19 protein-coding genes and 1 tRNA gene are annotated in these 24,070 nt (G+C 60.7%); 5 read left to right on the top strand and 15 right to left on the bottom strand.

Translation table 11 applies throughout. The annotated features are described in order from the left end of the window. Positions 1-55: 55 nt before the first annotated feature. Positions 56-1,528 carry a sigma-54-dependent transcriptional regulator gene (locus R5W23_RS00780; RefSeq protein WP_320684680.1) on the bottom strand — a complete coding sequence of 491 codons (1,473 nt, stop codon included), beginning with the start codon at positions 1,526-1,528 and terminating at the stop codon, positions 56-58. After that, the gene (locus tag R5W23_RS00775; RefSeq protein WP_320684679.1) at positions 1,528-3,051 is read right to left on the bottom strand and encodes a sensor histidine kinase; all 1,524 of its coding nucleotides are present in this window, start codon (positions 3,049-3,051) and stop codon (positions 1,528-1,530) included. The genes R5W23_RS00780 and R5W23_RS00775 overlap by 1 nt, the downstream gene beginning before the upstream one ends. Positions 3,052-3,693: 642 nt before the next feature. On the opposite strand from R5W23_RS00775, the gene fdh reads away from it, so the two are divergent. The 4 genes from fdh to R5W23_RS00755 all read left to right on the top strand — a co-directional run bounded on the left by fdh (position 3,694) and on the right by R5W23_RS00755 (position 10,129). Then, on the top strand, positions 3,694-6,939 hold the full coding sequence (gene fdh, locus R5W23_RS00770; protein ID WP_320684678.1) for a formate dehydrogenase: 3,246 nt from the start codon (positions 3,694-3,696) through the stop codon (positions 6,937-6,939). Beyond that, positions 6,929-7,888 carry a 4Fe-4S dicluster domain-containing protein gene (locus tag R5W23_RS00765; protein ID WP_320684677.1) on the top strand — a complete coding sequence of 320 codons (960 nt, stop codon included), beginning with the start codon at positions 6,929-6,931 and terminating at the stop codon, positions 7,886-7,888. Before fdh ends, R5W23_RS00765 begins: the two co-directional genes overlap by 11 nt. A gap of 4 nt (positions 7,889-7,892) precedes the next feature. Next, positions 7,893-8,756 (top strand): NrfD/PsrC family molybdoenzyme membrane anchor subunit, encoded by an 864-nt coding sequence (nrfD, locus tag R5W23_RS00760; protein ID WP_320684676.1) that lies wholly within the window; start codon positions 7,893-7,895, stop codon positions 8,754-8,756. A gap of 1,292 nt (positions 8,757-10,048) precedes the next feature. Next, positions 10,049-10,129: transfer RNA gene (locus R5W23_RS00755), tRNA-Leu, on the top strand. Between the two features lie 147 nt (positions 10,130-10,276). On the opposite strand, the gene R5W23_RS32550 is transcribed toward R5W23_RS00755, so the two are convergent. The 9 genes from R5W23_RS32550 to R5W23_RS00720 form a co-directional block, all read right to left on the bottom strand. Further along, on the bottom strand, positions 10,277-10,942 hold the full coding sequence (locus R5W23_RS32550) for a TIGR02996 domain-containing protein (RefSeq protein ID WP_407936094.1): 666 nt from the start codon (positions 10,940-10,942) through the stop codon (positions 10,277-10,279). A 38-nt stretch (positions 10,943-10,980) separates the two neighbouring features. Next, positions 10,981-11,472 carry an NUMOD4 domain-containing protein gene (locus tag R5W23_RS32545; protein WP_407936093.1) on the bottom strand — a complete coding sequence of 164 codons (492 nt, stop codon included), beginning with the start codon at positions 11,470-11,472 and terminating at the stop codon, positions 10,981-10,983. 131 nt (positions 11,473-11,603) lie between these two features. Beyond that, a complete protein-coding gene (locus tag R5W23_RS00750) occupies positions 11,604-13,310 on the bottom strand; it encodes a recombinase family protein (protein WP_320684754.1) in 1,707 nt (568 codons plus the stop codon). A 693-nt stretch (positions 13,311-14,003) separates the two neighbouring features. Further along, positions 14,004-14,363, bottom strand: coding sequence for a hypothetical protein (locus R5W23_RS00745; protein ID WP_320684675.1), 360 nt, complete (start codon positions 14,361-14,363; stop codon positions 14,004-14,006). Between the two features lie 26 nt (positions 14,364-14,389). Continuing rightward, positions 14,390-15,061: a hypothetical protein gene (locus tag R5W23_RS00740; RefSeq protein WP_320684674.1), complete on the bottom strand. Its 672-nt coding sequence runs from the start codon at positions 15,059-15,061 to the stop codon at positions 14,390-14,392. A gap of 36 nt (positions 15,062-15,097) precedes the next feature. After that, entirely contained in the window at positions 15,098-15,313 is a 216-nt protein-coding gene (locus tag R5W23_RS32485; protein WP_326522211.1) for a hypothetical protein, read from the bottom strand. 239 nt (positions 15,314-15,552) lie between these two features. Further along, on the bottom strand, positions 15,553-16,200 hold the full coding sequence (locus tag R5W23_RS00730) for a hypothetical protein (protein WP_320684672.1): 648 nt from the start codon (positions 16,198-16,200) through the stop codon (positions 15,553-15,555). A gap of 1,415 nt (positions 16,201-17,615) precedes the next feature. Continuing rightward, positions 17,616-19,364 (bottom strand): hypothetical protein, encoded by a 1,749-nt coding sequence (locus R5W23_RS00725; RefSeq protein WP_320684671.1) that lies wholly within the window; start codon positions 19,362-19,364, stop codon positions 17,616-17,618. A 558-nt stretch (positions 19,365-19,922) separates the two neighbouring features. Next, the gene (locus R5W23_RS00720) at positions 19,923-20,144 is read right to left on the bottom strand and encodes a hypothetical protein (protein ID WP_320684670.1); all 222 of its coding nucleotides are present in this window, start codon (positions 20,142-20,144) and stop codon (positions 19,923-19,925) included. A gap of 1,012 nt (positions 20,145-21,156) precedes the next feature. Here R5W23_RS00720 and R5W23_RS00715 point away from each other — a divergent pair. Next, complete coding sequence (locus R5W23_RS00715; protein WP_320684669.1) at positions 21,157-21,522, top strand: hypothetical protein; 366 nt, start codon at positions 21,157-21,159, stop codon at positions 21,520-21,522. Between the two features lie 23 nt (positions 21,523-21,545). On the opposite strand, the gene R5W23_RS00710 is transcribed toward R5W23_RS00715, so the two are convergent. From R5W23_RS00710 to R5W23_RS00700, 4 genes are all read right to left on the bottom strand, one after another. Further along, the gene (locus R5W23_RS00710) at positions 21,546-21,950 is read right to left on the bottom strand and encodes an FHA domain-containing protein (RefSeq protein ID WP_320684668.1); all 405 of its coding nucleotides are present in this window, start codon (positions 21,948-21,950) and stop codon (positions 21,546-21,548) included. 33 nt (positions 21,951-21,983) lie between these two features. Further along, entirely contained in the window at positions 21,984-22,289 is a 306-nt protein-coding gene (locus tag R5W23_RS00705) for a hypothetical protein (protein WP_320684667.1), read from the bottom strand. Between the two features lie 381 nt (positions 22,290-22,670). Next, positions 22,671-22,898 (bottom strand): biotin/lipoyl-containing protein, encoded by a 228-nt coding sequence (locus R5W23_RS32540; RefSeq protein WP_407936096.1) that lies wholly within the window; start codon positions 22,896-22,898, stop codon positions 22,671-22,673. Positions 22,899-22,918: 20 nt separating this feature from the next. Further along, positions 22,919-23,905, bottom strand: coding sequence for a leucine-rich repeat domain-containing protein (locus R5W23_RS00700; protein WP_320684666.1), 987 nt, complete (start codon positions 23,903-23,905; stop codon positions 22,919-22,921). Between the last annotated feature and the right edge of the window lie 165 nt (positions 23,906-24,070).

Raw genomic sequence — 24,070 nt, 5'->3', positions numbered from 1 at the left:
TTCTCACGGACACCGTATCGGCGGTGCTGACTTGCCGTCCTGGCGCTGAGCGGGCTCATTCAGTGGTCACCGAATCCGGGCTTACGCCGCCCGGGTCTTCGCTGCCGTCCACACTCCGAACATGCTTCTCGATACCCAAACCGAGGGTCTGGAGCTTCGCACGGAGAGTAGTGCGCGAGATGCCTAATCGGTCCGCGGCCTGCTTCTGGTTTCCGTGAACGTGTCCTAATACGGCCGTTAACAGTGCCCGGTCCACGGTTTGGGTTACCTGCCGATAGATGTCGGTGGCACCGACTCGCAGCAGGCTTGTAATCAGCGCGGTCAGTTCCAGCGCGTCGCTTGGCGGTGCTGCCGCGCCACGTAACGATGCCGGCAGGCAGTCCGGAGTGATCACCTCACCCACGGCCTGTACCACCGCGTACCGCATTGCGTTCTGCAACTCACGGACGTTGCCGGGCCAGCGATGCGCTTCTAGAACGGCCCGCGCCGTAGGGTCCACCCCGCGGACATTCTTCTTCAGTTTGCGGTTAGCGGCCGTCACAAAGTGACTCACTAGCGGTTCGATATCGCCCATACGGTCACGCAGGGGCGGCAGTGTGACCGTGAACGAGTTGAGTCGGTAAAGCAGGTCCTCACGGAATTTGTTCTCCCGTACCAGGACCGACAGGTCGCGGTTGGTCGCTGCGAGCACCCGCACGTCGGTCTGCACCGACTCGTTTCCGCCTACCCGCTCGAACCGCTGGTCCTGCAGCAACCGCAACATCTTGGCCTGTGCCGCCGGTGGCATGTCGCCGATTTCGTCAAGAAACACGGTGCCGCCTTGCGCCTGCTCGAACTTGCCCACCCGGCGCCGGTCGGCCCCGGTGAATGCGCCCTTCTCATGTCCGAACAGCTCGCTCTCTAAGAGCGCGTCCGGGATCGCCGCGCAGTTGATTGCTACGAACGGCTGTCCGGACCGCAGAGAATGTTGGTACAGAGCGCGCGCGACCAATTCTTTGCCGGTGCCACTCTCGCCCAGAATGAGAACGGGCACGTCTTGCGGCGCAATGCGCCCAATAACCTTATAAACTTCGAGCATCGCCGGGCACTGCCCGACGATCTGATCTGTATCGGCGCCGTCCTCGGGCGCCGCAATGTCTTCGGACGCCGCCGGTGCGGCCTGCGCCCGGCGCACCTCGAAGGCGCGCCCGAGCACCTCGTCGAGTTGGTGCAGGTCGATCGGTTTGAGCAGATACTCGAACGCACCACGCTTGGTGGCCTCAATGGCGGTCTCGGTGCTGCCGTGCGCAGTGATTACGATTACCGGTAACCGAGGGTCGGCCTCCCGAATGAGTAAGAACGCGTCGAGGCCCGACATGTCCGGCAACCGCACGTCGAGGATTACCGCGTCCGGGCGCTCGCGCGCCACCGCAGCTAACCCCTGTTTGGCGGTCGCGGCAGTCGCCACCGCGGTGTTACCACGATCGAGTGCGGATTTGAGCGAATATAAAATTCCGGGCTCGTCGTCGATGATGAGCACCTTCGGCATCACGTGGCTCCTGCGGGGCTGAGCGGGGCAGGTCGGGCGTTCGTTTGCGCCCGGCACGGAAGGCGGATCACAAACACCGCCCCTCCGGCCGGGCCGTTGGTTGCGCCGATCGATCCGCCGTGCGCCTCCACGATCCGCCGGCAGATGGACAGTCCGAGCCCCAGTCCTGTCTCTTTCGTGCTGATGAACGGGTCGAAGATTTGCTCCTCCAGTCCCACCGGCAACCCGGGGCCGGTGTCCGATACGAGTACGGTAAGCATGCCCCCCGGCGTGCCTGTGCCAGTGTCACCGGGCGTGACAGCGGCTGTTACCCGCACCGTTCCACCGGACGGGAGGACGTCAAGCGCATTGAACAGAAGGTTGTAGAGCACTTGACCGAGTTGTCCGGGGTCTGCGTCGAGCGGCGGTAAGTCCGCCGACGCAACCGCCCTTACAGTCACTCCCTGCAACTCGGCCCGAGCGGTCACTCCCGCAACGCAGTCTCGGATCAACTCAGCCGGGACCACACTCCTCTTATCTGGGCGCGGCGGGCGGGCGAAATCGAGGAACGTGCGGATGATCTGCTCGAGACGCAAGATCTCGCCTTCCAGCACCCGTAAATCCTGTGGCCGAAACCCGTTGGCTCGGCGCGGATCAGTAGCCGCCTGAACCAGTAGTTTGATGACGGTGAGCGGGTTTCGTACCTCGTGCGCGATACCGGCCGCCATCTGGCCGACCCAGGCGAGCTGCTCGGCTCGCAGGGCGTCCCGCTCGGTTTTCTTAAGCCGATTTAGAACCGCAGCCGCTGCTTGCGTCACGCGCTGAACGGTCGTCTCGGATTGCTCCCGTCGGGGGACTTCCCCGTCGGCTGCCGGCACCGCCTCACCCAGCAGTGCCGCAGTGTCGCGCAGCACGCGGTCGGTGTCGAGCAGTGAGCGGCGGAGCGATACCGCGATCGCCCACCCACCCAAAAGCCCGGCGACCGATCCGCACACGCCCAACCCCACGAGCCCGACGGTGAGTCGTTGCGACAGCTCGTGGTTCGCCCTGGCGGTGTGATCCAGCATGTCCCGGTTCACTCGCAGGTACTCGCGCGCTGGTTCCAGGATCTCGCGGGTGAGAACCGTGTCGATCAGCTCCAACACCTTCGCGTACACGCCCTGTTCGGGCGGGGTCTGCTCGAGGCGATCGTACGCGTCGAAGAAGTGTTCGTAGCCCGTGCGGACCTTGCGCATGAGTACCTGCTCGGGCTCGGTCGTCGCCATCCGTTCGGCCGCACGGAGGGCCTCGGTGGCGTGCTCCCGCAGGCGCGGCACTGGGCTGAGGTGTTTGCGCTGGCCGGTGATCAGGTACCGATCGAACTGGACATGGATCTCGCGAAGGCTGATTTCCAGTTCTTGGGCAGCATGGACGCTGGCCACGTGACTGTCTAGCATCACTGAGACGTTACGCTGCGAATTATGTGCGTACCAAGCGGCCCCGGCAGCGACCGCGATGAGGAGAACACTGACCGCAACCACCGGAGCGGTCAGCCGCGCGATCAACCGAGAATGCATGTCCTCTCTGCCTCCGCACAAGCTGCGAATGTGCCATGGACACTCCAACAATGACCAACAACTGGTCAAGTCGGTGCGTTCTGTACACGTGTTGCCTTCACACCTTATCTATCCAAATTCCGCTGGTGCTCCGACACGCCATTCGGGCATTGCGCTAAACCGAGAGGTCGGAAACGTTTGCGCGAATGAACAGTGGTGGTACTCTGCGCTCGCGCACTTTGAATGAACTGAAAAGTGCAGCAATCGTGATGCCCAGGCCCTTATTTTTTGGCCGATGTTGCCGATTCCCATTTCTATGACCGCGTCGGGACGACTAGAAGCGTGCCGGGGCCGAAACCGCGAACGAGATTCCATTAGCCCGGCGATAGATGGGCGATTTGGTACCATGATGTACAGGTCGGTGCCACTACTCAAAGCTCGACTTTTTAGCCGCCTGAGGCTGGCGTGACCGCATGATGCTGGAAGAAGGGGGCGTGGTGGCCATCGCACCGCCCGGCGCGCGAATTGCGTTCCAACCAACCGTAATAAGCCCCGATGTGGTCTAGCTGAACGTCGCCAGCTTTCGGCAGCGCGACCACGCAACGATGCCATCAACGGTTTCGGCGTTTCCCACCCGAAGAAGGACGCGCGATGTTCAGTTTGCCGCTCTGGTCGAAACGGCAGCCGTTCAGCCCACAAACTGCCGATAAGGGCTCGCGTCTTCGGGGCGCGACGGCTACCGATGGTGTGTGCCCCTATTGCGCTGTCGGGTGCGGCCAGTTGATCTACACCAAGGGCGGCACGCTGATCGACATCGAAGGCGACCCGCGCAGCCCGATCAACGAGGGCACGCTCTGTCCCAAGGGCGCGAACGCCTTTCAGCTCGCCACCAACGCGCACCGGGTCACGCGGGTAATGTATCGCGCTCCGCACTCGGACCGCTGGGAGGAGCGGTCGATGGACTGGGCGCTCGACCGGATCGCCGAGCGCGTGAAGGCGGCCCGCGACCTGGACTTCGTGACGCGCAAGGCCGACGGCCGGTTGCTCAACGGTTTCGATACGATCGGCACCCTCGGCGGCGCGACGCTTGACGTTGAAGAGAACTACCTCATCAAGAAACTGTTCACCGCCGGTCTTGGGGTGGTGCCGGTCGAGAACCAGGCAAGAATTTGACACTCCGCCTCGGTGCCCGGTCTGGGCACTTCGTTCGGGCGTGGAGCGGCGACGAACTTTACTCAGGACCTGGCGAACAGTGACTGCATTCTGATCATGGGCTCGAACATGGCGGAGGCCCATCCGGTGGGGTTCCGCTGGCCGATGCGGGCAAAAGGCGCGGGTGCCACGCTGATCCACGTGGACCCACGCTTCTCGCGTACCTCGGCGCTGTGCGACATGTTCGTCGGCATCCGTGCGGGGGCCGATGTCGCGTTTCTGGGTGGCGTGGTGAACTACGTCCTGACCCACGATAAGTGGTTTAAGGAGTACGTCACTGCGTACACCAACGCCGCGACCATTATCGAGCAGGGCTTCGAGGACGCCGAAGACCTGGACGGGTTGTTCAGCGGCTACCGGCCGGAGAGCGGCACGTACGACCCGAAGGGGGGAAACTGGGCTTACGAGGGCGGCAGCGGCAAGGAGCAGAAGAAATCGGAGCCCGGTCAGCACGGCACCCACGGTTATGGCCTGATGGGCGTTGCCGAAGCCGGCGACGCCCCGCGAACGGACCCGACGTTCCAGCACCCGCGGTGCGTGTTCCAGATCCTCAAGCGGCACTTCGCGCGATACACGCCCGACGTGGTGGCGGAGGTGTGCGGTTGTCGTCCGGAGGAAATGGTTCGCGTTGCCGAACTCCTGTGCGCGAACTCGGGGCGCGACCGGACGAGCGCGATCGTGTACGCGGTCGGTTGGACGCAGCACACCACCGGCGTCCAGATTATTCGCACCGCGGGCATCCTGCAACTGCTCCTGGGGAACGTCGGCCGGCCCGGGGGCGGCATTATGGCGATGCGCGGGCACTCCAGCATCCAGGGCAGCACCGACGTTTCCACGCTGTACGACACGCTCCCCGGATACCTGCCGCAGCCGGTGGCGCACGCCGACCATGAGAGCCTCCAGAGGTATCTTGACAAGGAGGGCATAAAGACCGGCTACTGGTCCAACTTCCCGGAATTCGTCGTTTCATTGTTGAAGGCCTATTACGGCCCGGCCGCGACGCCGGACAATGAGTTCGGGTTCGGCTGGCTGCCGCGGGTAGACGGCGACCATTCGCACCTCGTCACGTTCGATCGCATGAGCCGCGGCGGGGTCACCGGCTTCTTCCTGTTCGGGCAGAACCCCGCCGGCGGAGGGATGAACGCCGGGCTCCAGCGCGCCGCCTTGCGGAACCTCGACTGGCTCGTGGTGGCGGACTGGTTCGAGACCGAGAGCGCCGTGTTTTGGAAGGACGACCCGAACGGCCCGCCCGCCAAAGACATCAAGACGGAGGTGTTTTTCATCCCGGCCGCCGGTCACGTGGAGAAGGAAGGTACACTCACCAACACGCAGCGGTTGCTCCAGTGGCACAACAAGGCGCTCGACCCGCCCGGCGAAGCGCGCTCGGACGCGTGGTTCGTGTACCAGCTCGGCAAGCGGCTGCGGGCGCTGTACGCCGGTTCGACCGACCCCAAAGACGCGCCGCTGCTCAACCTCACCTGGGACTACGAGTACGATCATCCTCACACCCTCCCAGATGGCACGGTGAGCCGGATCGCGGGTGAGCCGGATGTCGAAAAGGTGCTCCAGGAAATCAACGGCTACCAGACGGCCGAAACCGACCCGCGCAGCGGCCGGCCGAAGTTGCTCCCCGGGTTCTCGGCCCTGAAGGCCGACGGCTCCACCGCGTGCGGTTGCTGGGTGTACAGCGGCGTGTACCCCGAGCCGGGGCGGAACCGCGCGAACCGGCGCGAGCGCACCCCGGGCAACCCGGTCGAACCGAACTGGGGGTTCGCGTGGCCGCACAACCGCCGGGTGCTCTACAACCGTGCGTCGGCCGATCCGGAGGGGCGCCCGTGGTCGGAGCGCAAGAGGTACATCTGGTGGGACGAAGCACAGTCCCGTTGGGTGGGGCCGGACGAACCCGACTTCGAGCCCGGCAAGGCGCCCTCGTACCGCCCGCCCGAAGGGGCGCGGGGCATGGCCGCGATCGGGGGCGACCAGCCGTTCATCATGAAGACCGACGGCCTCGGCTGGTTGTACGCCCCGAAGGGCGCGAAGGACGGCCCGCTGCCGTGCCATTACGAGCCGCTCGAATCGCCGGTGCGTAACCTGCTGTACCCCCAGCAGGCCAGCAGCCCGACCGTCCGCACCTTTGCCGGGCCGCTGAACAGCGTTGTGCAAGGGCCGACGGCCGCGTTCCCGCTGGTGGCGTTCACGTTCCGGCTGACGGAGCACTACCTGAGCGGCCCGATGAGCCGCTTCAACTCGTGGCTCAACGAGCTGATGCCCGAGATGTTCGCAGAGATCGGCCCCGAACTGGCCGCCGCCCGCGGGGTCGCGAACGGCGACTGGGTGACGGTGCGCTCGGCCCGCGGGGCGATCGAGTGCCGGGCGCTGGTGACGCCGCGGATCAAGGCGCTGACGGTGGACGGTCGTGCGGTGCATCAGGTGGGGCTGCCGTTCCACTGGGGGTTCGCGGGCGAGGTGGTGGGCGGTAACGCCAACGACCTCACCGCAATCGTGGCCGAGGCGAACGTGAGCATGCACGAGGGCAAGGTGTTCGCGTGCCAGTTGGAGGTCGGGCGGCACGGGGGGAACCCGCCGGCGGCGACCAAGATTGCGGTGCCGTGGCCGACCCGCGACCCGGTTCCCGACACACCCCGGTCCGCACAGCCCGAGGGAGGGTTCGCGCATGGCGGTTAGAGAGCTGGAACTGCCGGCGCACCCCGCGGGTGTCGATGCGACTCCGGCGCCCCGCGGCCTCTTCGCCAAGCTGTTGCACCGGCTGACGTACCCGTTCCGCCGCGGCGTCCGGCCCGCGCAGCAGCCGCCCACCGGGTTCTACACCGATACGACGGTGTGCATCGGCTGTAAGGCGTGCGAGGTGGCGTGCAAGCAGTGGAACCAGCTCCCGGCCGACGGGTTCACGTTCACCGGCAACAGCTACGACAACACCGGCGCGCTGACCGGCGACACGTGGCGGCACGTGAAGTTCATCGAGCAGTTCACGACCCCCGAGCCGGTCGCGCCGGCGCCGCAGCGGTTCCCTCTGGAAGTCGTCACCGCCCCCGTTTCGCAACCGCCGGTCGATTTCGGCCGGTGGCTGATGATGTCCGACGTGTGCAAGCACTGCGCGGCGGCCCCGTGCCAGCAGGCGTGCCCGACGGGCTCGATCGTGTACACCGAGTTCGCCAACGTGTACATCCAGCCGGACATCTGCAACGGGTGCGCGTACTGCGTCGCCGCGTGCCCGTTCGGGGTCATCACCCGGAGCCACTTCGACGGCCACTCGCACAAATGCACGCTGTGCTACGACCGGCAGCGCGACGGCCTGGTGCCGGCGTGCGCGAAGGCGTGTCCCACCGCGTCGATCCAGTTCGGGCCGGTGAGCGAGTTGCGCGAGCGGGCACAAAATCGCGTGGAGCAATTGAAGGCGAAGGGCGTGCCGGCGTACCTGTACGGGGCCGAGGCGACGGAGACCTACACCGAACTGCACTCCTTCTACCTGCTCACCGACCGCCCGGAGGTGTACGGCTTGCCGGCCGACCCGGTGAACCCGTGGCTGCACATGCGCGGCGACTACCTGCGCTCGGCGCTCGCGGGGTTGGTCGGGCTGGTGGCGCTGCTCCTCGCGTTCCTTCTGGGCGGGTGAATTCATGACCACGTCCGCCGCACCGGGGTACGCCAGCGAGGAACCGACGCACGCGCCGCCGTGGCACGGGCTGGTCGTCTGGGATGTCTTCTTCAACGCGCTGACCACGGGTCTCTTCCTGACGGTTGCGGTTGGCGAGCTGACGCGGCCGGCTGCGTTCGCGCCGGTCGCGGCCTGGGCGTACCCGTTGGCACTCGTCTTTTTGCTCATCGACCTTCTGCTGCTGGTGCTCGACCTGGGTGACCCGCTCCGCTTCCACCACATGCTCCGGGTGTTCAAGCCGAGTTCGCCGATGTCGCTCGGTACATGGTGTCTGACGCTCTATTCGTTCCCGCTCGCGGCACTCGCCGTCACCGACGTTCTGGGCCTCCTCGGCGCGATCCCGACCGATTCTTCGGTCCTCGCAGTCGGGCGGACGGTGATGACCGTACTCGCACTGCCGTTCGCGTTTGGGTCGATGGCTTACAAGGGCGTGTTGTTCAGCACGAGTTCGCAGCCCGGATGGCGTGACGCCCGCTGGCTCGGTGCGTATCACGTCGCGTCGGCCCTGGCGCTCGGCAGCGCGGCGCTACTGGGTCTGGCGGCCGGCATCGGTCACGACCCTGCGGCGAGCTTGCTTCGCCCGGCGGTGGCGGCGCTGGTCGTCGTGCAGGTTGTGCCGCTGCTGTGTCTCGTGCGTGAACTTCGGCCGGAACTCGTTCGACGCTACCCCCGGGCGCAACTCTGGGGCGGCGGGGTTCTGGTAGCTGTCGTGGGGATTCTGATACCCCTGGCTTTGCTGCCCGTCTGGTCCGTTGGCGTGGTGCTATTCGTGTCGGTCGGGGCATGGGTCACACGCCATTTCGTTGTGATGATACCGGAGGCATAGGAGCCGCTATTCGTCCGATGGCAGAGCCCGCCGGCGGCGTCCCCGTGCCCGCCTGACCCCGGCGCCATCGAGTCAGCACATTGCGCATTTCAGGACCCTCATCCCCGCATTTGGAGCTTCCGGCAGTTTTCCTCCCGCCGCACCAGCCGTTTGCAGCCGAACCGACACCCCGTTTACGCCGGCTTCGTCTTGCTGTTGGATCGATTCGATAGCCGCAAGCGATTGCCATGCAATACATTGCGCTGTGTCCGTCGTGCCGAACTCGTCTGGCTCAGCGGACTCGGCCCCCGTGCAAAAGCCCGGGATTCGGTGGTAGCGGCACCCCAGCGATTGGGTAGTCGATCGGCAGCGGACGACCCAGCGGGAGAGGAGTCGGCGGCAACTGGTACGCTGTCACCCCCGTTACAGCGCCGCGGGTCGGTTCTAGCCGCCGAACCACAGGTCAGGGGTGGTTTTCCCTGGGACCGTGGACGGCCCGTCCGCTGCTACTCGTGCCTGGTTGTGGAGCGGAGCTTCCGCGGAAAACGCAACCCTGTTGCGCCGCATACCAGTCACGCCGGCTCGATAGGGGTTGCACCGTTGGCACCGAGTTACGTGAAGCGGTCATACGTGTCCGGTCGTTTCAAGTTGGCGTGTAGTACCCGCGCACTGGTTCTGAGTGTGGTCCGCTCACTCCGTGAGCGGTTGCGCCGGGTATCGGATTCGCGTTGCGCACAACGACGGGGCCAGCAAGCTCGCGGAGCTAATCTGGTGCGCGGCGCGGCCGCTCACGGAGTGAGCGGACCACACTCAAAGGCCAGAACCCCAGTCCGGCGCGAACTTGAAACTACTAGAATCCGATTGATCCGTATCCACGCCGTATTCTGTAGCCGGCCTCTGTGAGGCCGGCGCTACCTCGGTCATGTCGCACCCGCCTCACAGAGGCCGGCTACAGGAAGCAGTGACTCTTCAATCGGATTCGGTATCACTCGGCTCGACGGCCCCGTCGCCTTCCCGGCTGATGACACCGACGACGCCGACCGCGACTTCCTGAAGCTTTGAACCGCAGCCGGTCGGAAGAACGGCCGTGTCGCGTGTCACTCGGCCCCGGATGGTCATCACCCCGACCGCGGCCCCGTTACTGTAAGAACCGTTAACCCCGTCAGTTACGAACGTGTGCCTGCACCGCGAAAGCGGTGGCGGCGATCGGAAGTGGCGGCCGGAGTTGGTGAAGTCCGTTCGGTCAACTTCCGAAACCTTCCCGCTGCTTTGCTCTGGCTCACGTCGCAAAAAGCCCATACATTAAGGGCTCAGGCCAAGTGGCGGAATGGCAGACGCACTCGACTCAAAATCGAGCGGGGCAACCTGTGTGGGTTCGAGTCCCACCTTGGCCATTGCCTTGTTTTTCAGGGGTTTCGTGACGGTTTCGGACCGGAAAGCACCACCAACGATACCCGAGTGAAAGAGATCCGGCAAGCAGGAATAGTGACCACGGATACTATTCGCGGAACCACCCCCAGCGTGCCGGATCGGCAAAAATTTCAGGTCACGGACTTCCGTTTTCGGATTCCACTGCTTTCTTTCTGCCGAAACGCACTCGACGGCAACCCCACCAGACTTCGCCCGTAGGAAGTTACCGCTGCTCGGAGTGCCTCTCGGGCCGAGTCCCACATCGGGTACTGCAAGAACCAGCCCGTCCACCGGCCGGCGTCACAGCAGAAGAACATCTCCCCGTCCGGTAGTCGAGCGAATAGGAGATCGGACACTTTTCCATCTACGGTCCACCCTCCCGGCCACCAGCCACACTGTTCGGGGTCGGTGGGGTCCGTGGAAGCAGGGAACACGTCACACAATTCGACACTCTTAATCGGGTGCTGACTAAAGAGTTTCTGAAGCCGCTTCCGGTTCCAGATGTATCGCCGAGGTGAAACGATCCAGTCCACGAACCCACGGTCCCAACCGATCTCGAACTCTTCCGGCGGTTGCAGTCCCAGCCACTCGAACCCGGCCGGTAGCAAATCCCAAATTTCCCGTGGGCACTCTATTCCGGCACTCGCAGCCTCGACCTGTCCTCTAATGAACTCGCCTCGTCTGCGGTCCGCGTGTTCGATCAGCCAGTCCGCATAAACCAACCGAGCGGTGTCGTCTTCGGGGTTGTTCAACACGGCTCGAAGCAGAAGGTCGCCATCCGTCACGCCAGTCTCCATAAGGGGAAACTCCCAACCCGAAGGCTGAGGAGGAAGAGTTAGTTGATCGTCAAATAGGGCCAAGTCTTTTCGAGTCTGATGCAGGAGATCATTCCGGTGCTGGCGTGGGGGTAGATCCGTTTCACGTCGGGGCCAGGAACTTGGTGGTGCAGGAGCAGTTTGATTCCCCAAGCCTCGTCCTCGCTCAGCTTCTGCCCCGCTACTTTTCCGTGCCGAGCCGTGTCCTGATTGTTCTCCGTTCGACTCCCCCACTCCAGGTTGCAGGCTCGGTTGTCGTGGGGATCTCCCCCTCTGTGACGCACCACCTGCCCTGGTCGGGGATCTGAACCAAAAACTGATAGAACGAGTTGGTGGACGTAGCGAGTCTGGCCGTTGATGGTGGTCTTGAGATACCCGTCGGAGTGAAGAGTCAGGGAGAGGATTCGGGGCTCGGGCCACCACTTCTTTCGCCAAAAGTAAGTCCGCACTCTACCAAGGTCACTCACCTCGTAACCCTCGGCATTGGGAATCGGTTTCCAAATCTCTTCCATAGGTCTCCATAAATAGAAAAGCCCCAGCCGGAGCCGGGGTGAAGGGGAGGGGATCTAGATACAAGTAGGAATTTGGGAGAAAGGTAGATTTTCACCAAAGAGCCAATGGCCCACAAACGCGAATTCTGGTCTCACCTGGTCTTAGTTGTGGGGCTGATGTCGAAGGTACAGATGGCTCCGTTCTTAAAGTGAGTCGTCCCACCGACCAAAGTGTGCCTCTTCAACTTTCCACGAGGAGTTGAGAGAAACCTCAGTTCGACTTTCTCAAGGCAGGCACGGGCAAGCTTTCGGAAATTCTCAGGGCTACTCTTCGTCCTTGCCTCCTGCATAGCGTGTAGTTGGCACTCCAGGCGAGCAAGAGCTTCATCCGGGTCTTTAATCGGCTTCGGTGCGACTAAAGAACTGAGTGTAGCTAAGGCTTGGACCTTCTCGCTTTCCCACTGCCTGATTTGGTTCTGTGCGTCCGGAACGCGTTCTGGGTCTAAAAGAAGGATGTTGCGAGAAGCCGTGGCCAGTTTGCGATTCAAAGTGGCGATGGTCCGTTTCGCCCGATTACACTGACCTGCATCGGTGTCGATGGCGTTCTGTTGTCGTCCTGCAACCTGCTGCCTTAACAACTCTCGGGCCACTGGAGAAGCGAAGTGATTGTACAACTCCATCTCCACCAGTCCGACGGCATTCCGTTCGGCCACGCGGTAGGGCTTGCAGTGCTTAATGCCATTCCGAGCGTACCCGCCACAGAGGTAGAACTTTCCCGTGCGGTCGCGGTCCCCAACAAAGGTACTCCCGCAGTGAGAGCAGACTAGTACGTTGGACAGAGCGTAATCCCCGCCACCAGCCACAGGGTTGCACCGGTCTCTGTTGGTCTTCAATGCGACCTGAGCCTGTTCCCACTGTTCCTTGGTAACGAGAGCCGGGTGGTGGTCTGGAACGATTACCCAATCCTCCTCTGCATTCTTGGTAGCCGGTGCCTTTTTACCCTTGACCTGCTTCTTCGGGACCGCTACTCCGGATCGATCTTCTCCAGTTCCGGCCCACCCCAACTTGTGAAACCCACCGACGGACACGCGGTTGAAGACGAAATCCCCCGTGTAGACTCGGTTAGTGAGAATGTTGCGGATCTGAGCCCGGTTCCAGAACTTTCCACCCTTTGGAGATGGAGTGCCTTGGTTGTGTAGGTCGTTAGTGATCCCCTTGAGAGTCAGCCCCCCTGTCGTGTAAGCCTCGTAGATCCACCTCACCACCTTCGCCTCTTCCTCTTTCACTTCCAGAGTCGGTTCCCACCCTGACGGTCTCTTAGTCCAGTTCCTCTTACCCCTGTGAACCACCTTGCCCGTCGAGTCCTTCCACACTTGTTCGTATCCGTAGGGAGCTTTACCCGCAACCACATCTCCTTTTAGGGCCTTCCGAGCCAGTTCCGTAACCACGCGTCTACTGAGAGTGGCCACTTCGTTGTTGGAAGCGTGCTGAGCGACCGAGCCGACAATGAACTGCCCCAGATCACTCCAGTTGATGACCCCCTTAGCCACCGTGTCGATCACCACGTTCGCATTCCGCAGCGGACTGACAACCTCAGCAATGAAGTCCACAGGGTCGGTGCGGGTGAGCCTCGACTGTTCGTCTACTACGATCACATCAAACAGTCCCTTCTGAGCGTCAGCCAAGAGCCTCTGGAACTGTGGTCTAGAGTCGTCCGTGCCCCGCATCCCTAAGTCTTCGTAGCGGTGAACTACAGAGTACCCCTTCGACTTGCAGTAGGGCTCGATCTGGTTGCGTTGACGGTCGGGACTGTTCTCTTGATCGGCGGTTGACATCCGAATGTAAGTAGCGGCTCGCATAACAAGTACCAAAAAAGAAAAAGAGACGAGCACTGTGGAGCGATCACGGTGCCCAACTCCGAAGAATTGCGGGTCTACCGTGATTCGGGTTCTTGTGGAGCCTCTGGAGGCGTCTCGCAAGCTAATAGATACTCCGCCATTGCATATATTTCGTCCTTCGTGAGTGGCTGATCTATATTTTGCTGAACGCGGTTCGCTATAGTGAGCCTGCCTTTAGGAGGGAAGGCATACCAGTCGTAACGCTTGGGGTTAGGCAAAGTGGCCTCCATAGGGCGATCGAGTGAGGGTGGGAACTGTCTGCGATTAGTGCCCTGCGTGCGGTTCGGAATAGGATCGCGTCGCATCCCATTCGGCTACCGGTCCGAGACCCGTGCAGTTTGTCACCAATGGCCTCGTCTGGTGCGATCAAGAGTGATACACCTCCAGAAACCCTTGGATGGGCTCTCGGTCGAATATGGTGAAAATATCGTGCCGGGAAATCTGAAGAACCGCGGATCTTGTTGAAATTCTACTGATTGCTGTGTGGTCGAAGTGGGCCGTATGGTATTTGGTTCCGTGGCCAATGCATCTGCTGCTCGGGCGGATCAAGGCATTTCTACCCTGCGATCAGAATCTATATTCAGAGTGGTAGAGGGGAGAACTAAAGCTGGTGCAGTTTGATCGGGGTCGAGGTCGTTGGTCTGTCAACGGTAGTCACTCTGATTGTGAAGGCGACTTGATTCCGTCTACCACCTCCTGAATGAGCCTCCCCCGTTCGATCCGGTTGAGCAGCGGGTTCGCGGTATCGATCAGGTGTTCGACGGCCGGACGGATGCTCTGCCTGATCTCCTCGACCGGGCGTGTCCAGTCCACTCGTCCCACCAAGTTCCTTGCCAGTTCTGCTCGAACGGCCCGCAGAAGTGTGTCGTAATCGGCTGGACCTTTGGGTACCCACGCAGGGGGAGTGCGAACGACCTTCTTGGGCTGCTCGCGAATCGTCCTCAACCCCCGGGCGACCACCCACAGGGCCAGGATCACAACGGCTGCAACGACAGGAGCGAGGGCTTCACGCATCCCGATTCCCTTCAGGCCGAAGTTTCTTAGCGACCAGTGGCCGGAGAGTGGTTCAGTAACTCAACAGCCCAGCATCCCGGAAGGTGGGGGCAGTCACCTCGACAGTGGGCCAGCAAGACCGAATCAGCACACCCAGCATCCTCCAGGGCGTCCGCGAGAATCGGTAGTCGGTCGAAGGCCGCGTCGGCAATGATACCCCGGACCAGGGCGACCACGGTTGGCGTCATCCACGCGGCGTCTGGTGAGGTACGGAAGGGGTGTGCGAACTCCCGCAGGAGGTCTGCCTGAGCGGCCCGTTCGCGAGATCCGTCACCGGTGGGGTCAGCAGCCGCCTGACAGCTCACCGCAACCGAGACCGTTCCTCCGACCCCAACGTATCCTGCGGCCGTAGCGGCTGACACGCGGGCGGCGTCTTCGATGGTTGCAGCCTCACCGAGTGCGTCGAAAGCGTTGGATGCATCCTGTGCGGCGTAGACGGCGGGCATCAGCTCGGGGAACGGGTCGGAATCACGTCCTCTCTCGGCCAGTCGCTGAAGGGCGGCTACCGCATCTCGGCTCCGAGGGTCGGTGAGGTGGTGGGCGATCCGGGAGCAGAACGCAGACTCGGCAAGGAGCAGGGGCCTGTCGTTCCCCTCTCGGGACAGAAAGTCGATCATCGGGCTCGGGTCGGTGCAGGTCAGCCACTCGGATTCGGTCATGGTGCCCTCTGCGGACCGGTAGCACGTGGGCTCTCGCTATCGGCAAGTTCCCAACTTCGGCTCCTTCAGCTTCACGAAATGCTCCATCTCGTGTTTTCCGAGGGGCTTATCGAATCGCAACCCGACGAAGAAGTCCCCAGCCTCTAACTGCCGGACGTGGGCCACTTTCGCCATCAAGCAGAGGCACGTGGTGTGGTTCGATAGCTCGATCGGCAGCGTCTGGCTCTCTTCGGGCGGGAACCCGATGAGCATCCCCAGACCGGTAACCGAAATGTTCCAGACGAGTCCTTCGCCACCACTTCCGGCACGGCAGTAAGTAACGAAAGCGGGCAGGAAACGGGCGGATCGGCGGCGTTCGGTCGTGTGTGCAGCTAACACGATTACGTCTCCGGATAAGGGGCAGGGCTCAAAACTAGAACCGCTGCGAGACCGAAGACTGGCGAAAGTTCCGCCCGCACCAGAAATAGGGGTTTGCCCGACACGGCTCGCTATCACTCTTTTCCGAGCAGGAGGTCCACCACCCAACAGCCTCGAACGTGTGGCCCCGGCCCGCGGCAGTGGTTCAACACGTCTTCGTTGTTACACCCGGCGTCCTGAAGGGCATCTGCGAGAATCGGCATCGCGCTGAAGTCGCGGGACTCGTACATCTCGCGTGCGAGGGCCAAAACAGTCTCGGTACGCCACTCGGGACAGCAAAGGACGCCACGGGCCTCGATGTCATCGAACAGGGTGTCAAACAAGGTCCGGCCATCCGCCACGCCGCCTACCAACTCGGCCAAACCTAAGATGGAGGTTAGCAGGTTAGGCACGTCTCGCGGCTCTCCCTGAACCAAGCGGCCATCGAGCCAAGAGGGGACGAGAAAAGTGGCTGCTCGACAAACGATGTCGGCAAGGGTACGCAGCACCTCGTCGCTCGTCAGCCGTGTGACCGCCGCACGTGCTCGCTCCACTTCGATCTGAATTTGGTCGGCTGTCGATTGGCCGTCACTGTGCAACTCGCCCACTTCGATGGCTACTTGCAGTTCCCGACTGCCGACTAAACGAAGTGCCGGGCCGCACGATGCACAGAGTAGCAAGTGTGCCTTGCGGTGGGACCACTGAAAGGGCAGGCGAACTTTGCTGTCGAGGCTGTCGTCCACGACGGTTACTCCTCGCCAGGTACCAAGTCTACCACCCCGCGACCGCCCTTGTGGTCAATTTCGCCTGTGGTTCTTAGTGGCAGGGAAGGACACCGGTGGTAGTGGGTGGTAGTAGAATTCGTGAAACTCCTCGTCCTCATCCTCCACGCTCAGGCCGGTCTTCTCCAGGAATTCCCGCAAAGCTACGATACTCGTCATGTATTGCCCGCCCTGCTTCTCTGATTTCAAGTAGACCTGCTCCCCATCTAACCCCCGGCGTCCCCGCCTGCACCAGTCGGCTAGTCGGTTAGGGTTGTATGGCTTTCCGTGGTCGCGGGCAGGAAGAAGGGCCTGAAGGGAAGGGTGGGAGAGGGCGTGCAAAGTGTGATCGTCTGTAGTCAATGTAGTCCTTGGGGTAGAGGGTCGAGATGCAAGTAGGGGTTGGGAGAAAGGTAGATTTAGGTCCTGCCTGCTCCCAACGCTGCTACTCTGCTAGTGCCACCCGTCAGTGGTCTGACGCCTGGATATCTTGGCAAAAAGGGTTGCTAGCTCCGGATCGGCACTCAATTGTGTCTTTGCCCTGCTCTTGGTAGAGCGGACGTTCCCGGGAGAGATATTGAGGAGGCTGGCGATCTCGTTATCGGACAGCTCCCCGTCATACTCCTGGTGCAGTCCTAGACTCATCAAAAGAACGTCCTGTTGCTGCTGTGTCAGGTTGTTGAGCGGCGGCAGCAGTAAAGGGAGAGGGTCTAGGAGGATCTGGCCTGGGTTAAGACCGGGCTTAGCTGCAGCTTCGGTTGGTCCTTCACTGTACTCAAGGAGCTGAGGTGATTGTTCACGCTCTGAGTAGATATCTGTTAGAATCTGCTTGTAACATTTCCAACAGTATCCTACGAACCCCCTTGGCACCTCAAGGCAGCAATTGTAACTTGTGCGAAATTTGGGAATTACCATGTCTGGTGTCGAAGGGATAAAACGAAAAACGCATTCGGTGCCCTTGGCAGTCAGGCGGTTCAGAAGGTCATCCTGACTTAGAGGGTCCTCTTTATTTGCTTTCATAAATGTTTCGGCCAAAGCATAAGCACAAATTGCCCTCGCTTCTCGCGGAGTCGGTGGAGTGCCAAGTGCGGGTTTTCCTTGGGTGTCGCGGAGTTTACGTTGACCCTCTTGGATGCCATTTGGGTCGCGACTCTTGAAGCCGTCGTTGGCTTTGTAGAAGCAGTGTGGGCAGCAAGATCGTCCTTCCACCACCTTAAAGCCACACTTCTTGGTTCTGATCACATTCTCGTGATAGGTTTTTTTGCACTTGTTGCATTCGCACTCTATTACATCAGAGGTTCGGTCACACGGTAGGCAGTTGTAGTTTGAACCCGAAATGAGATCGAGCTGCTCCAGCTTCTCGCACCAGCCGCACGTGGTTTCTTTGTTCCCGCACTTCAATTTTTGCCCTCAGTTCTTGGATTAATTTCGACAAGTAGTAACTCGCTTGCTGTGTCGAGTGAGAGAAACTCGTCATCAGGTATTCGCAGCGTGCGGTCTGGCTCCAAAGTTCTCTTCAAGGCGATCGAGGCCGCCTCTGCAAATCGACCATACAGCGTGTTGCTGGAGTCCCGGTGAGTGAAGCAGATATCGATTTTGTCTGCAAAATCGGCCCACCGAAGGAGCTTCGACTTCAAGTCTGACTGCTCGCCTTCGGATAATGATGCCAGCGGTTTGGCCGCATTCACTGAGTCGGCACTCTTTTGAGGGGAACTCGGGACCGACCGAATTACCCAGAATCGCTGCTGGCCCTTGGTGTGCTCAGCCCGGACGCCCCGCTTTTCCAGGTAATCGATGTGTAGATTGATCGCTCGGGTCAGTTGGCTCGAACTCTTCGGCCAATCTCGCCCCTTCCGCTCGACCATGCTGTTGAGCTTGTCTAGAAGCTCCGTAGGACTGCCCTGGAACCCCGATCCAGCCACTTTCAGTAGTGGGTCGAGTAGGGGCCACTCTTCGGCCACCCTCTCAACGACCCTGGCGTGTGCTTCCGTCACCAGCCGGGTGAACTCCCCTTTCGGGTATCCCGCAGCGTGTACGCAGCGATCCGCCCACGTCATGGCCTCCTTGATTCGCAGAGCGTGGTGGGCTGACGCCTCTCCATCCCGAACGCCTCTGAGTGCCCGGGAAACGATTGTGAAAAGGCCACCGAGTATCTCCGGGTGATGTCGCTCGAACGCTCGGATAAGATCTCCGTCCTCAACACTGGCTTCGGGTCGCACCCGACTGAGAGTCACGGGAATCGCACGGTCCCGGATTCGCTCCTCGTGCAGCCACTCCCCTGCCTCTAGCCCGTTGATGATGGCCGGGCGATTGATTACAGCACATACAACTTCCGTATCCTCGTACTTCTTTCGCTTTTCGAGAGCCCCGCCCGTGCAGATGGTCGCTACGATCCGGGATTTTTCCGGCGGGAGACTATCGACCTCATCGAGCGGGAGTACCCAGCGGTTGAAAGCACTGAGTTGCAAATCCTCTGCGTTCTGCTGCATCTGCAGCCCCTTCGCCTCGCGAGGATCGATCGTGCAGTACGCAAACTTGGTGAGGGCACTCTTGCCCGAACCCGGCGGACCCAGGATCGACAAGAACGGGTGGTCGCAGTGCTCCTTCAGGGTGGTGCTCAGCCAGCCCAACACCAAAATCCAACTCGGCTCGTCCAGAATGCTGAACAGTTCCCGCAATCGCTGAATGGAGCCGTCCTGAACCGGGACCGGCAGGGGTAGAGCCTGGAGCGGCCGGTGAAAGAGAGCCGGGCAGTCGGTGGTGACTCGCCACCCGTCAGCCGAAATCTCCACCACCTGCCGTTTTGCGTCGCACAGGTCTACAAAGATTTTTCCGTCCCGCTCGGCGACGCGACGCGACACCATTTCCGGTGGGCTTTTTTTGGTGCTTCGGACGAGTCCCTTGACAGCCTCGGCTACTAATCGCATGTCCGCGGACTTGTTCGCCTCTCGTAGTACCCACTTAATCTCTTCACACGACTCAGCTAGGTCGTAGGGCTGTAGCTCCACGCTCCCCCCGGGCTTACCGGTCGGGCTGGTGGCCAGGAACAGCTCCCCGGACTTCGACCTAACCAGCCGGATGCCTAGCAACCGGAAGACCTCGTACTGGCCCTGAATGTCTGCTTTCGTGACCTTTTTCTTTGCCATATGTCTGTCCTTCTGTGAGTGGGGTGGGGCTAAAATGCGGTGCTGATCTCATCGTCGAAGACTTCTCTGGGGCGGGTGCGTGAGGTCTGCGGGAGCACTCGGCGATCGATTCTGCACAGCTCGTTTCGCGACACGCCGTTGTACTCGCTGATCGAGGCGACACCCTCAACAACGATCGGGTCAGGCGGGCCGAAGCAAAGTTCCTCTGGGTGCCCAATGTCGAGCTTTTCGCAATCGGCGTACAGCACCGGGAGTCCGCCCGGGGTTGTCCACCAGCTCCGCGTTAGCACGTGACCGGCATATGGCCCCTCTGTAACCTGCCAGGAACACTCGTATTGGATTTTCTGCCCGTTAGCGAAATGCCGAGAGCGGACGCAGGAGAGGAGACGGCACTGAACTAGTGTGCCCTTCGGGACGAGGTGGGACGCGGGAATCGAATCAAGGTAACTCATGGAAATGCCTCGGGAAGTGAGAGAGAAGAAGTGAAGGTGCGACCGGTGCGAGACCGGAGAATTGAACACGCCGTTAGAGTGAAGGGGGCAGGTGGAACACACGCGATTAGTTACCCTTTGCAGACTCGGCCTGAATGAGCTTGGCTCGGGCCTCGTCGATTAGTTTCGTCTGCTCCTCCAGACTGAGCTGCTCGAATCCTCGGGCCATTGCGGTGGTAACGATCTTCACGTTGGCCATTAATTGTTTTGCTCGCTCCCGAATCACCCGGTGAGTCAGGTGGGGCAGTTGCACGTTCACGAGGTCGGTCGCGGTCTTGGCCTTGGTCATGGTTTATTTCCTCATCGGTTTGGATACTCGTGGGAAGTCAGTATGGGCTCCCCAATAATATATAGGCAGCGATTCCAGGTAAGACGACAGATTTGGCACAGGGTAGGATTGAAGGTGTTCAAAAACCTATGGTGTCGAAGGGTTTAAGATTTTTGGGCATTTTCAATTTTGCTGCAACATTGCCGGCGACGGTGCCCAGAAAAGGCTGATTTGTGGCGTCCACTGGTCGAAAGCGAGCGTGGTCTGATGGGGAATTCGAGACGGCAGAGACGGCAGAGACGGCGTTTTCCCAAAACTCTTTCCTTGACCATGTTTTGAAGAAAGAAGAGAGAAGAGGAGCTGTTCCCCAAAATCACCGTCTCTGCCGTCTCTGCCGTCTCAAAACACTACCTTTCTCCCAAGACCTACTTGCATCTCGATCCTCGAAGTTGCCTCTCTGAATCGTCATTCTGGGGTCGAGTGTGTTCGTATTGATGCAAGTAGGTCTTGGGAGAAAGGTAGGATTTTGAGAATTCTCAAAATGGTGTGGTTTAGTGCAACAATTCGGTCTGCTTCTGCCTCTATATGTATGGCAGGTTAAGGTTCCCTCCTCTGCACTCGTCAAGGTGTCTCGTATGTGTGCCGCTGTTCTGGTTCGTCAATCCCGATTCTCGGCCCCGAATCCGGTGGAGTATCTCCAGTCCTTCGTTGTCCTGCTTACTCTGCGGCGTGCGGGCCTCAAAGCTCCTGTCGTCCAGCCTGTTCCCGTGTCGTTCTTGGAGCCAGACGCTAGAGAGATCGGAGAAGAGGAGGTGGTGGAGTTGGCGATGGAGTCTTTGCGTTCCGGCTGGCGTACAGAATCTATGGGGCCGCTCCGCCAGTGGCAAACTGTGGATTGGATGCTGGTGGAGTCTGCAAAAGAGTGGGTGGTGGCCTCCGAGCCCGCGAAAGTTAGCCACACTTGCTACGTGCCCGACACATCACGCCGCAAATACACCCCGTCTGAGAATTAAAGCCTTCCTGGAGAACCTGAATGAGTAATGTTACTCCCACGAACCCGGCTCAGATGTTGCGGGCCTACGCGGTTCTGTTCGATATGCAGCTTGTCGGCCAGGATGGCGAGTTGGTGAACGCTCACGTTGTAGATGTTGTCCCGGTTCAGATCCGTGGTCCTGTGGTCGAGAGGGCTGAAGTTGCTCGGTTGGGCCTCCAGTCTCTGGAGGAGTCTTGGGACTCTGAACAGCACGGCGACTTCGAGCGGTATCGAATGCTTCGCGCCAAGGTCGTATCTGTGGCGGAAGAGTGGGTGTTTCGCCCCTCCACGACAACAGACGAGATCCAGTGCCACCCCATAGAGCCGCCCCGCCGCTTCAGCAGGTTCGGCCCTTCGGACAACTGAGTTTCCGGATGTTCCTTCTCCCTTCATCCTCTGCCCCTGCCATCTGCTGCTGCTCTCTGTTGGTGCGACGCTTCCGCGGTAACAATGAGGTCGGTTGGATCGTTCAAGAAGGCGAACTCATACTGCCCGATTTTGATAAGGTCACCGTAGTTCAGCACACGCCTCGTTCGGTGGCACCAGGGCACTTGATCCTCGAACACGGTTGCGTTGCTGTGGGGCAGGCTCTCCAGGTAGTACGCCCCGTTTTCACGCACGATCTTCGCTTCCGCCCGACGAATGTAGATGGCAGGTATGACCACGTCCCGGGCAGGATCGCGACCGATTACCGTAACATCCTCAACGAGCGGAAACCACTTTCGGTCAAGAGGTTTGGAGGACGACGTGGATGCGTACTCCCAAGCGTCACGAACGACGAATAGTCCCGGCATGCTGGTCCGTCCTGTGTCGTGGAGGAATGGTGGTTACGGATCGGCCCCCTCGATCGTTTCGTTCGCCCACGTCCGGGCTTCCGCCTCAGTGTCGAAGGTCTTCACTCCGAGTATCGCCACGTGCCGCTGAGTTCGAAATATCGAGTTGATGGCCTCGCTCGCGTCTGATTTTCGGTCCTTATCCACACGTTCTTCATTCGACGCGGCGTACCCGATCACCCGGTAGCCCCTGATCTCACCATTGTTCGTGGAGCCGTAGCACCGCAACAGCGGTCCATCCAGTTTGGCGAAGAATTCGTCCTTCTCTTCAAATGAGCACATCCCGCCGGAGGCTGTCATCACTCTGGAACCCGTTGGCGTTTGACCCCACATGACGAGATATGGGATCGCTCGGGAACCGCCTTGTGGGACGGACCAGGGCCACGGCCGCCGCCGCCCGGTGAATCGCCCGTTCTCGAACGTCAGGACCGCGATTCCGCAGTGGTCACGTCCTGGGGGCAACTCGTAATCCCCGCCCAGCCAGCGTGCCTTGAGGAATTGCCGTAGGATAGGATCTCCACCCGCAAACGGCCGGGTAGGCACTTGGTCTCTGCTCCGCTCCTTCCACAGGAGGTACAGGCAGCAACCGAGGGAGGCGAAGGTGAGTCCGATGTGGGCTGCTGCCCAGAGACGCTTAAACATCGATCCTCCGGTCGTGTAGTTGCGGCCAACAGTTTGGTGTTAAGTCTCCGGGACGGATTCCAGGGTCAGCAGCGGGTCGCCATGCCCAACGCTCTGGCCAACTATCGCCAGCAAGTCTGTGACCACTCCTTCTTCTGGTGAAGGTAGTTCGAGTGTACTCTTTAACATCTCCAGCTCGACCAGTGGCTGATCGAGGCGGACTCTGCTACCGACCTGGACCAGAAAGCGTCTAACGATACCGGGGTCGTCCGATCGGGTGTAGAGCATCCTCACGATCGAGCACTTGCTCATGGTACCACAACGCATTTCGGCAGGGCCTTTCGGATCTTCACCACTCCCGGTGCTGTCACTTTCGTTTTCTTCACTTCTAGCCAGTACAGTTTGGACAACTTCGTCAGGTGGTCTAGTCCGTTGTCGCTGACCGCGGTCTCATTGAGTTCCAGGCTGATCAGCGTGGTGACTTTGCCGACGTGCTCTAGGCACTTGTCTGTGACCCCCGTGCCGCTCACGAAGATGGAAGTCAACGCACCGAGTTTAGTGACCTGCTCCAGCCCTTTGTCGGTGATCGCCGTGTTCGCCAGACTGAGGAGGTTGATGTCCTTGTCGGCTGTGACTCGGCCCTTCTGCCCTCTCACCTGCGATAGGATGTGTAAGCGTTTCGCTTCGATCAGCCCGTTTACCATGTCGTCGGTGACCTTTTTTCGGCCGGGTTCGATCAGCTTCAGGCTTTCGACTTTGGCGATCTCGATTACCCCCTTATCCGTCGTGTTCGTCCCTTCGATGAGTATTGTCTCCAGTGCGTTCAGCTTCGCCAGGCTGTTCAGGCCCTTATCCGTAATCGCTGTTCGGGTCAGGTCGAGAGCGGTGAGCTTGCCGAGTTTGGCGACGTTGGTCAGCCCTTGGTCCGATATCCGCGTGCCGCTGAGCCCGAGCATGGTCACACCTTCGAGTTTGGCGACTCGGGCCAAGTCCGCATCGGTCAGTGGTACTTGAGCGAAGTAGAGCCCGAACGAGCCTTCCACGGGAGGGAGTGTGCCAGCGGGGGCTTTTCGGAATCGGAACGCGGGAATTGTGTTGGCGGAGGCTGGGCTTTTCGATTTGGCATCCTGGTAACGCAGGAACCCTAAATCAAAAACGTACATGCGGCCGTACTCGGCCCCGAGCTTTTCGTAAGCGGCGATGGTCTTCGGATCGAGTTCGGCCTGCTTGGGCGGGTCCGCCGCGGTGGCACAGACGAGGAGCTGGATTGCTGACAAAGAGGCGATCGTAATCATGACGAGGGCACCACGGGGAATCGTTACAGGTCGCAGCTTACTCGCTCCGTAGTCGGCTCGCAAGTGCTGGCCCTTCCTGGACATTGGCGACGGCGACCGGCTCTCCGAGCACCAACACCCAACCCGTCTGCCTTGCCACCTTCACTCTGATATCTGTCGTCGCTT

Origin of the sequence: Gemmata algarum (genome assembly GCF_034097035.1) — a bacterium.
Taxonomy (GTDB): domain Bacteria; phylum Planctomycetota; class Planctomycetia; order Gemmatales; family Gemmataceae; genus Gemmata; species Gemmata algarum.
This window is presented reverse-complemented; position numbering and strand designations above follow the sequence as displayed.

Excerpts from the sequence above, each read along its gene's own strand:
- R5W23_RS00780 (WP_320684680.1), bottom strand. The coding sequence starts at position 1,528 with ATGCCGAAGGTGCTCATCATCGACGACGAGCCCGGAATTTTATATTCG.
- R5W23_RS00765 (WP_320684677.1), top strand. The coding sequence starts at position 6,929 with ATGGCGGTTAGAGAGCTGGAACTGCCGGCGCACCCCGCGGGTGTCGAT.
- nrfD (WP_320684676.1), top strand. The coding sequence starts at position 7,893 with ATGACCACGTCCGCCGCACCGGGGTACGCCAGCGAGGAACCGACGCAC.
- R5W23_RS32550 (WP_407936094.1), bottom strand. The coding sequence starts at position 10,942 with ATGGAGACTGGCGTGACGGATGGCGACCTTCTGCTTCGAGCCGTGTTG.
- R5W23_RS32545 (WP_407936093.1), bottom strand. The coding sequence starts at position 11,472 with ATGGAAGAGATTTGGAAACCGATTCCCAATGCCGAGGGTTACGAGGTG.
- R5W23_RS00750 (WP_320684754.1), bottom strand. The coding sequence starts at position 13,310 with ATGCGAGCCGCTACTTACATTCGGATGTCAACCGCCGATCAAGAGAAC.
- R5W23_RS00745 (WP_320684675.1), bottom strand. The coding sequence starts at position 14,363 with ATGCGTGAAGCCCTCGCTCCTGTCGTTGCAGCCGTTGTGATCCTGGCC.
- R5W23_RS00740 (WP_320684674.1), bottom strand. The coding sequence starts at position 15,061 with ATGACCGAATCCGAGTGGCTGACCTGCACCGACCCGAGCCCGATGATC.
- R5W23_RS32485 (WP_326522211.1), bottom strand. The coding sequence starts at position 15,313 with ATGCTCATCGGGTTCCCGCCCGAAGAGAGCCAGACGCTGCCGATCGAG.
- R5W23_RS00725 (WP_320684671.1), bottom strand. The coding sequence starts at position 19,364 with ATGGCAAAGAAAAAGGTCACGAAAGCAGACATTCAGGGCCAGTACGAG.
- R5W23_RS00720 (WP_320684670.1), bottom strand. The coding sequence starts at position 20,144 with ATGACCAAGGCCAAGACCGCGACCGACCTCGTGAACGTGCAACTGCCC.
- R5W23_RS00715 (WP_320684669.1), top strand. The coding sequence starts at position 21,157 with ATGAGTAATGTTACTCCCACGAACCCGGCTCAGATGTTGCGGGCCTAC.
- R5W23_RS00710 (WP_320684668.1), bottom strand. The coding sequence starts at position 21,950 with ATGCCGGGACTATTCGTCGTTCGTGACGCTTGGGAGTACGCATCCACG.
- R5W23_RS00705 (WP_320684667.1), bottom strand. The coding sequence starts at position 22,289 with ATGACAGCCTCCGGCGGGATGTGCTCATTTGAAGAGAAGGACGAATTC.
- R5W23_RS32540 (WP_407936096.1), bottom strand. The coding sequence starts at position 22,898 with ATGCTCTACACCCGATCGGACGACCCCGGTATCGTTAGACGCTTTCTG.
- R5W23_RS00700 (WP_320684666.1), bottom strand. The coding sequence starts at position 23,905 with ATGATTACGATCGCCTCTTTGTCAGCAATCCAGCTCCTCGTCTGTGCC.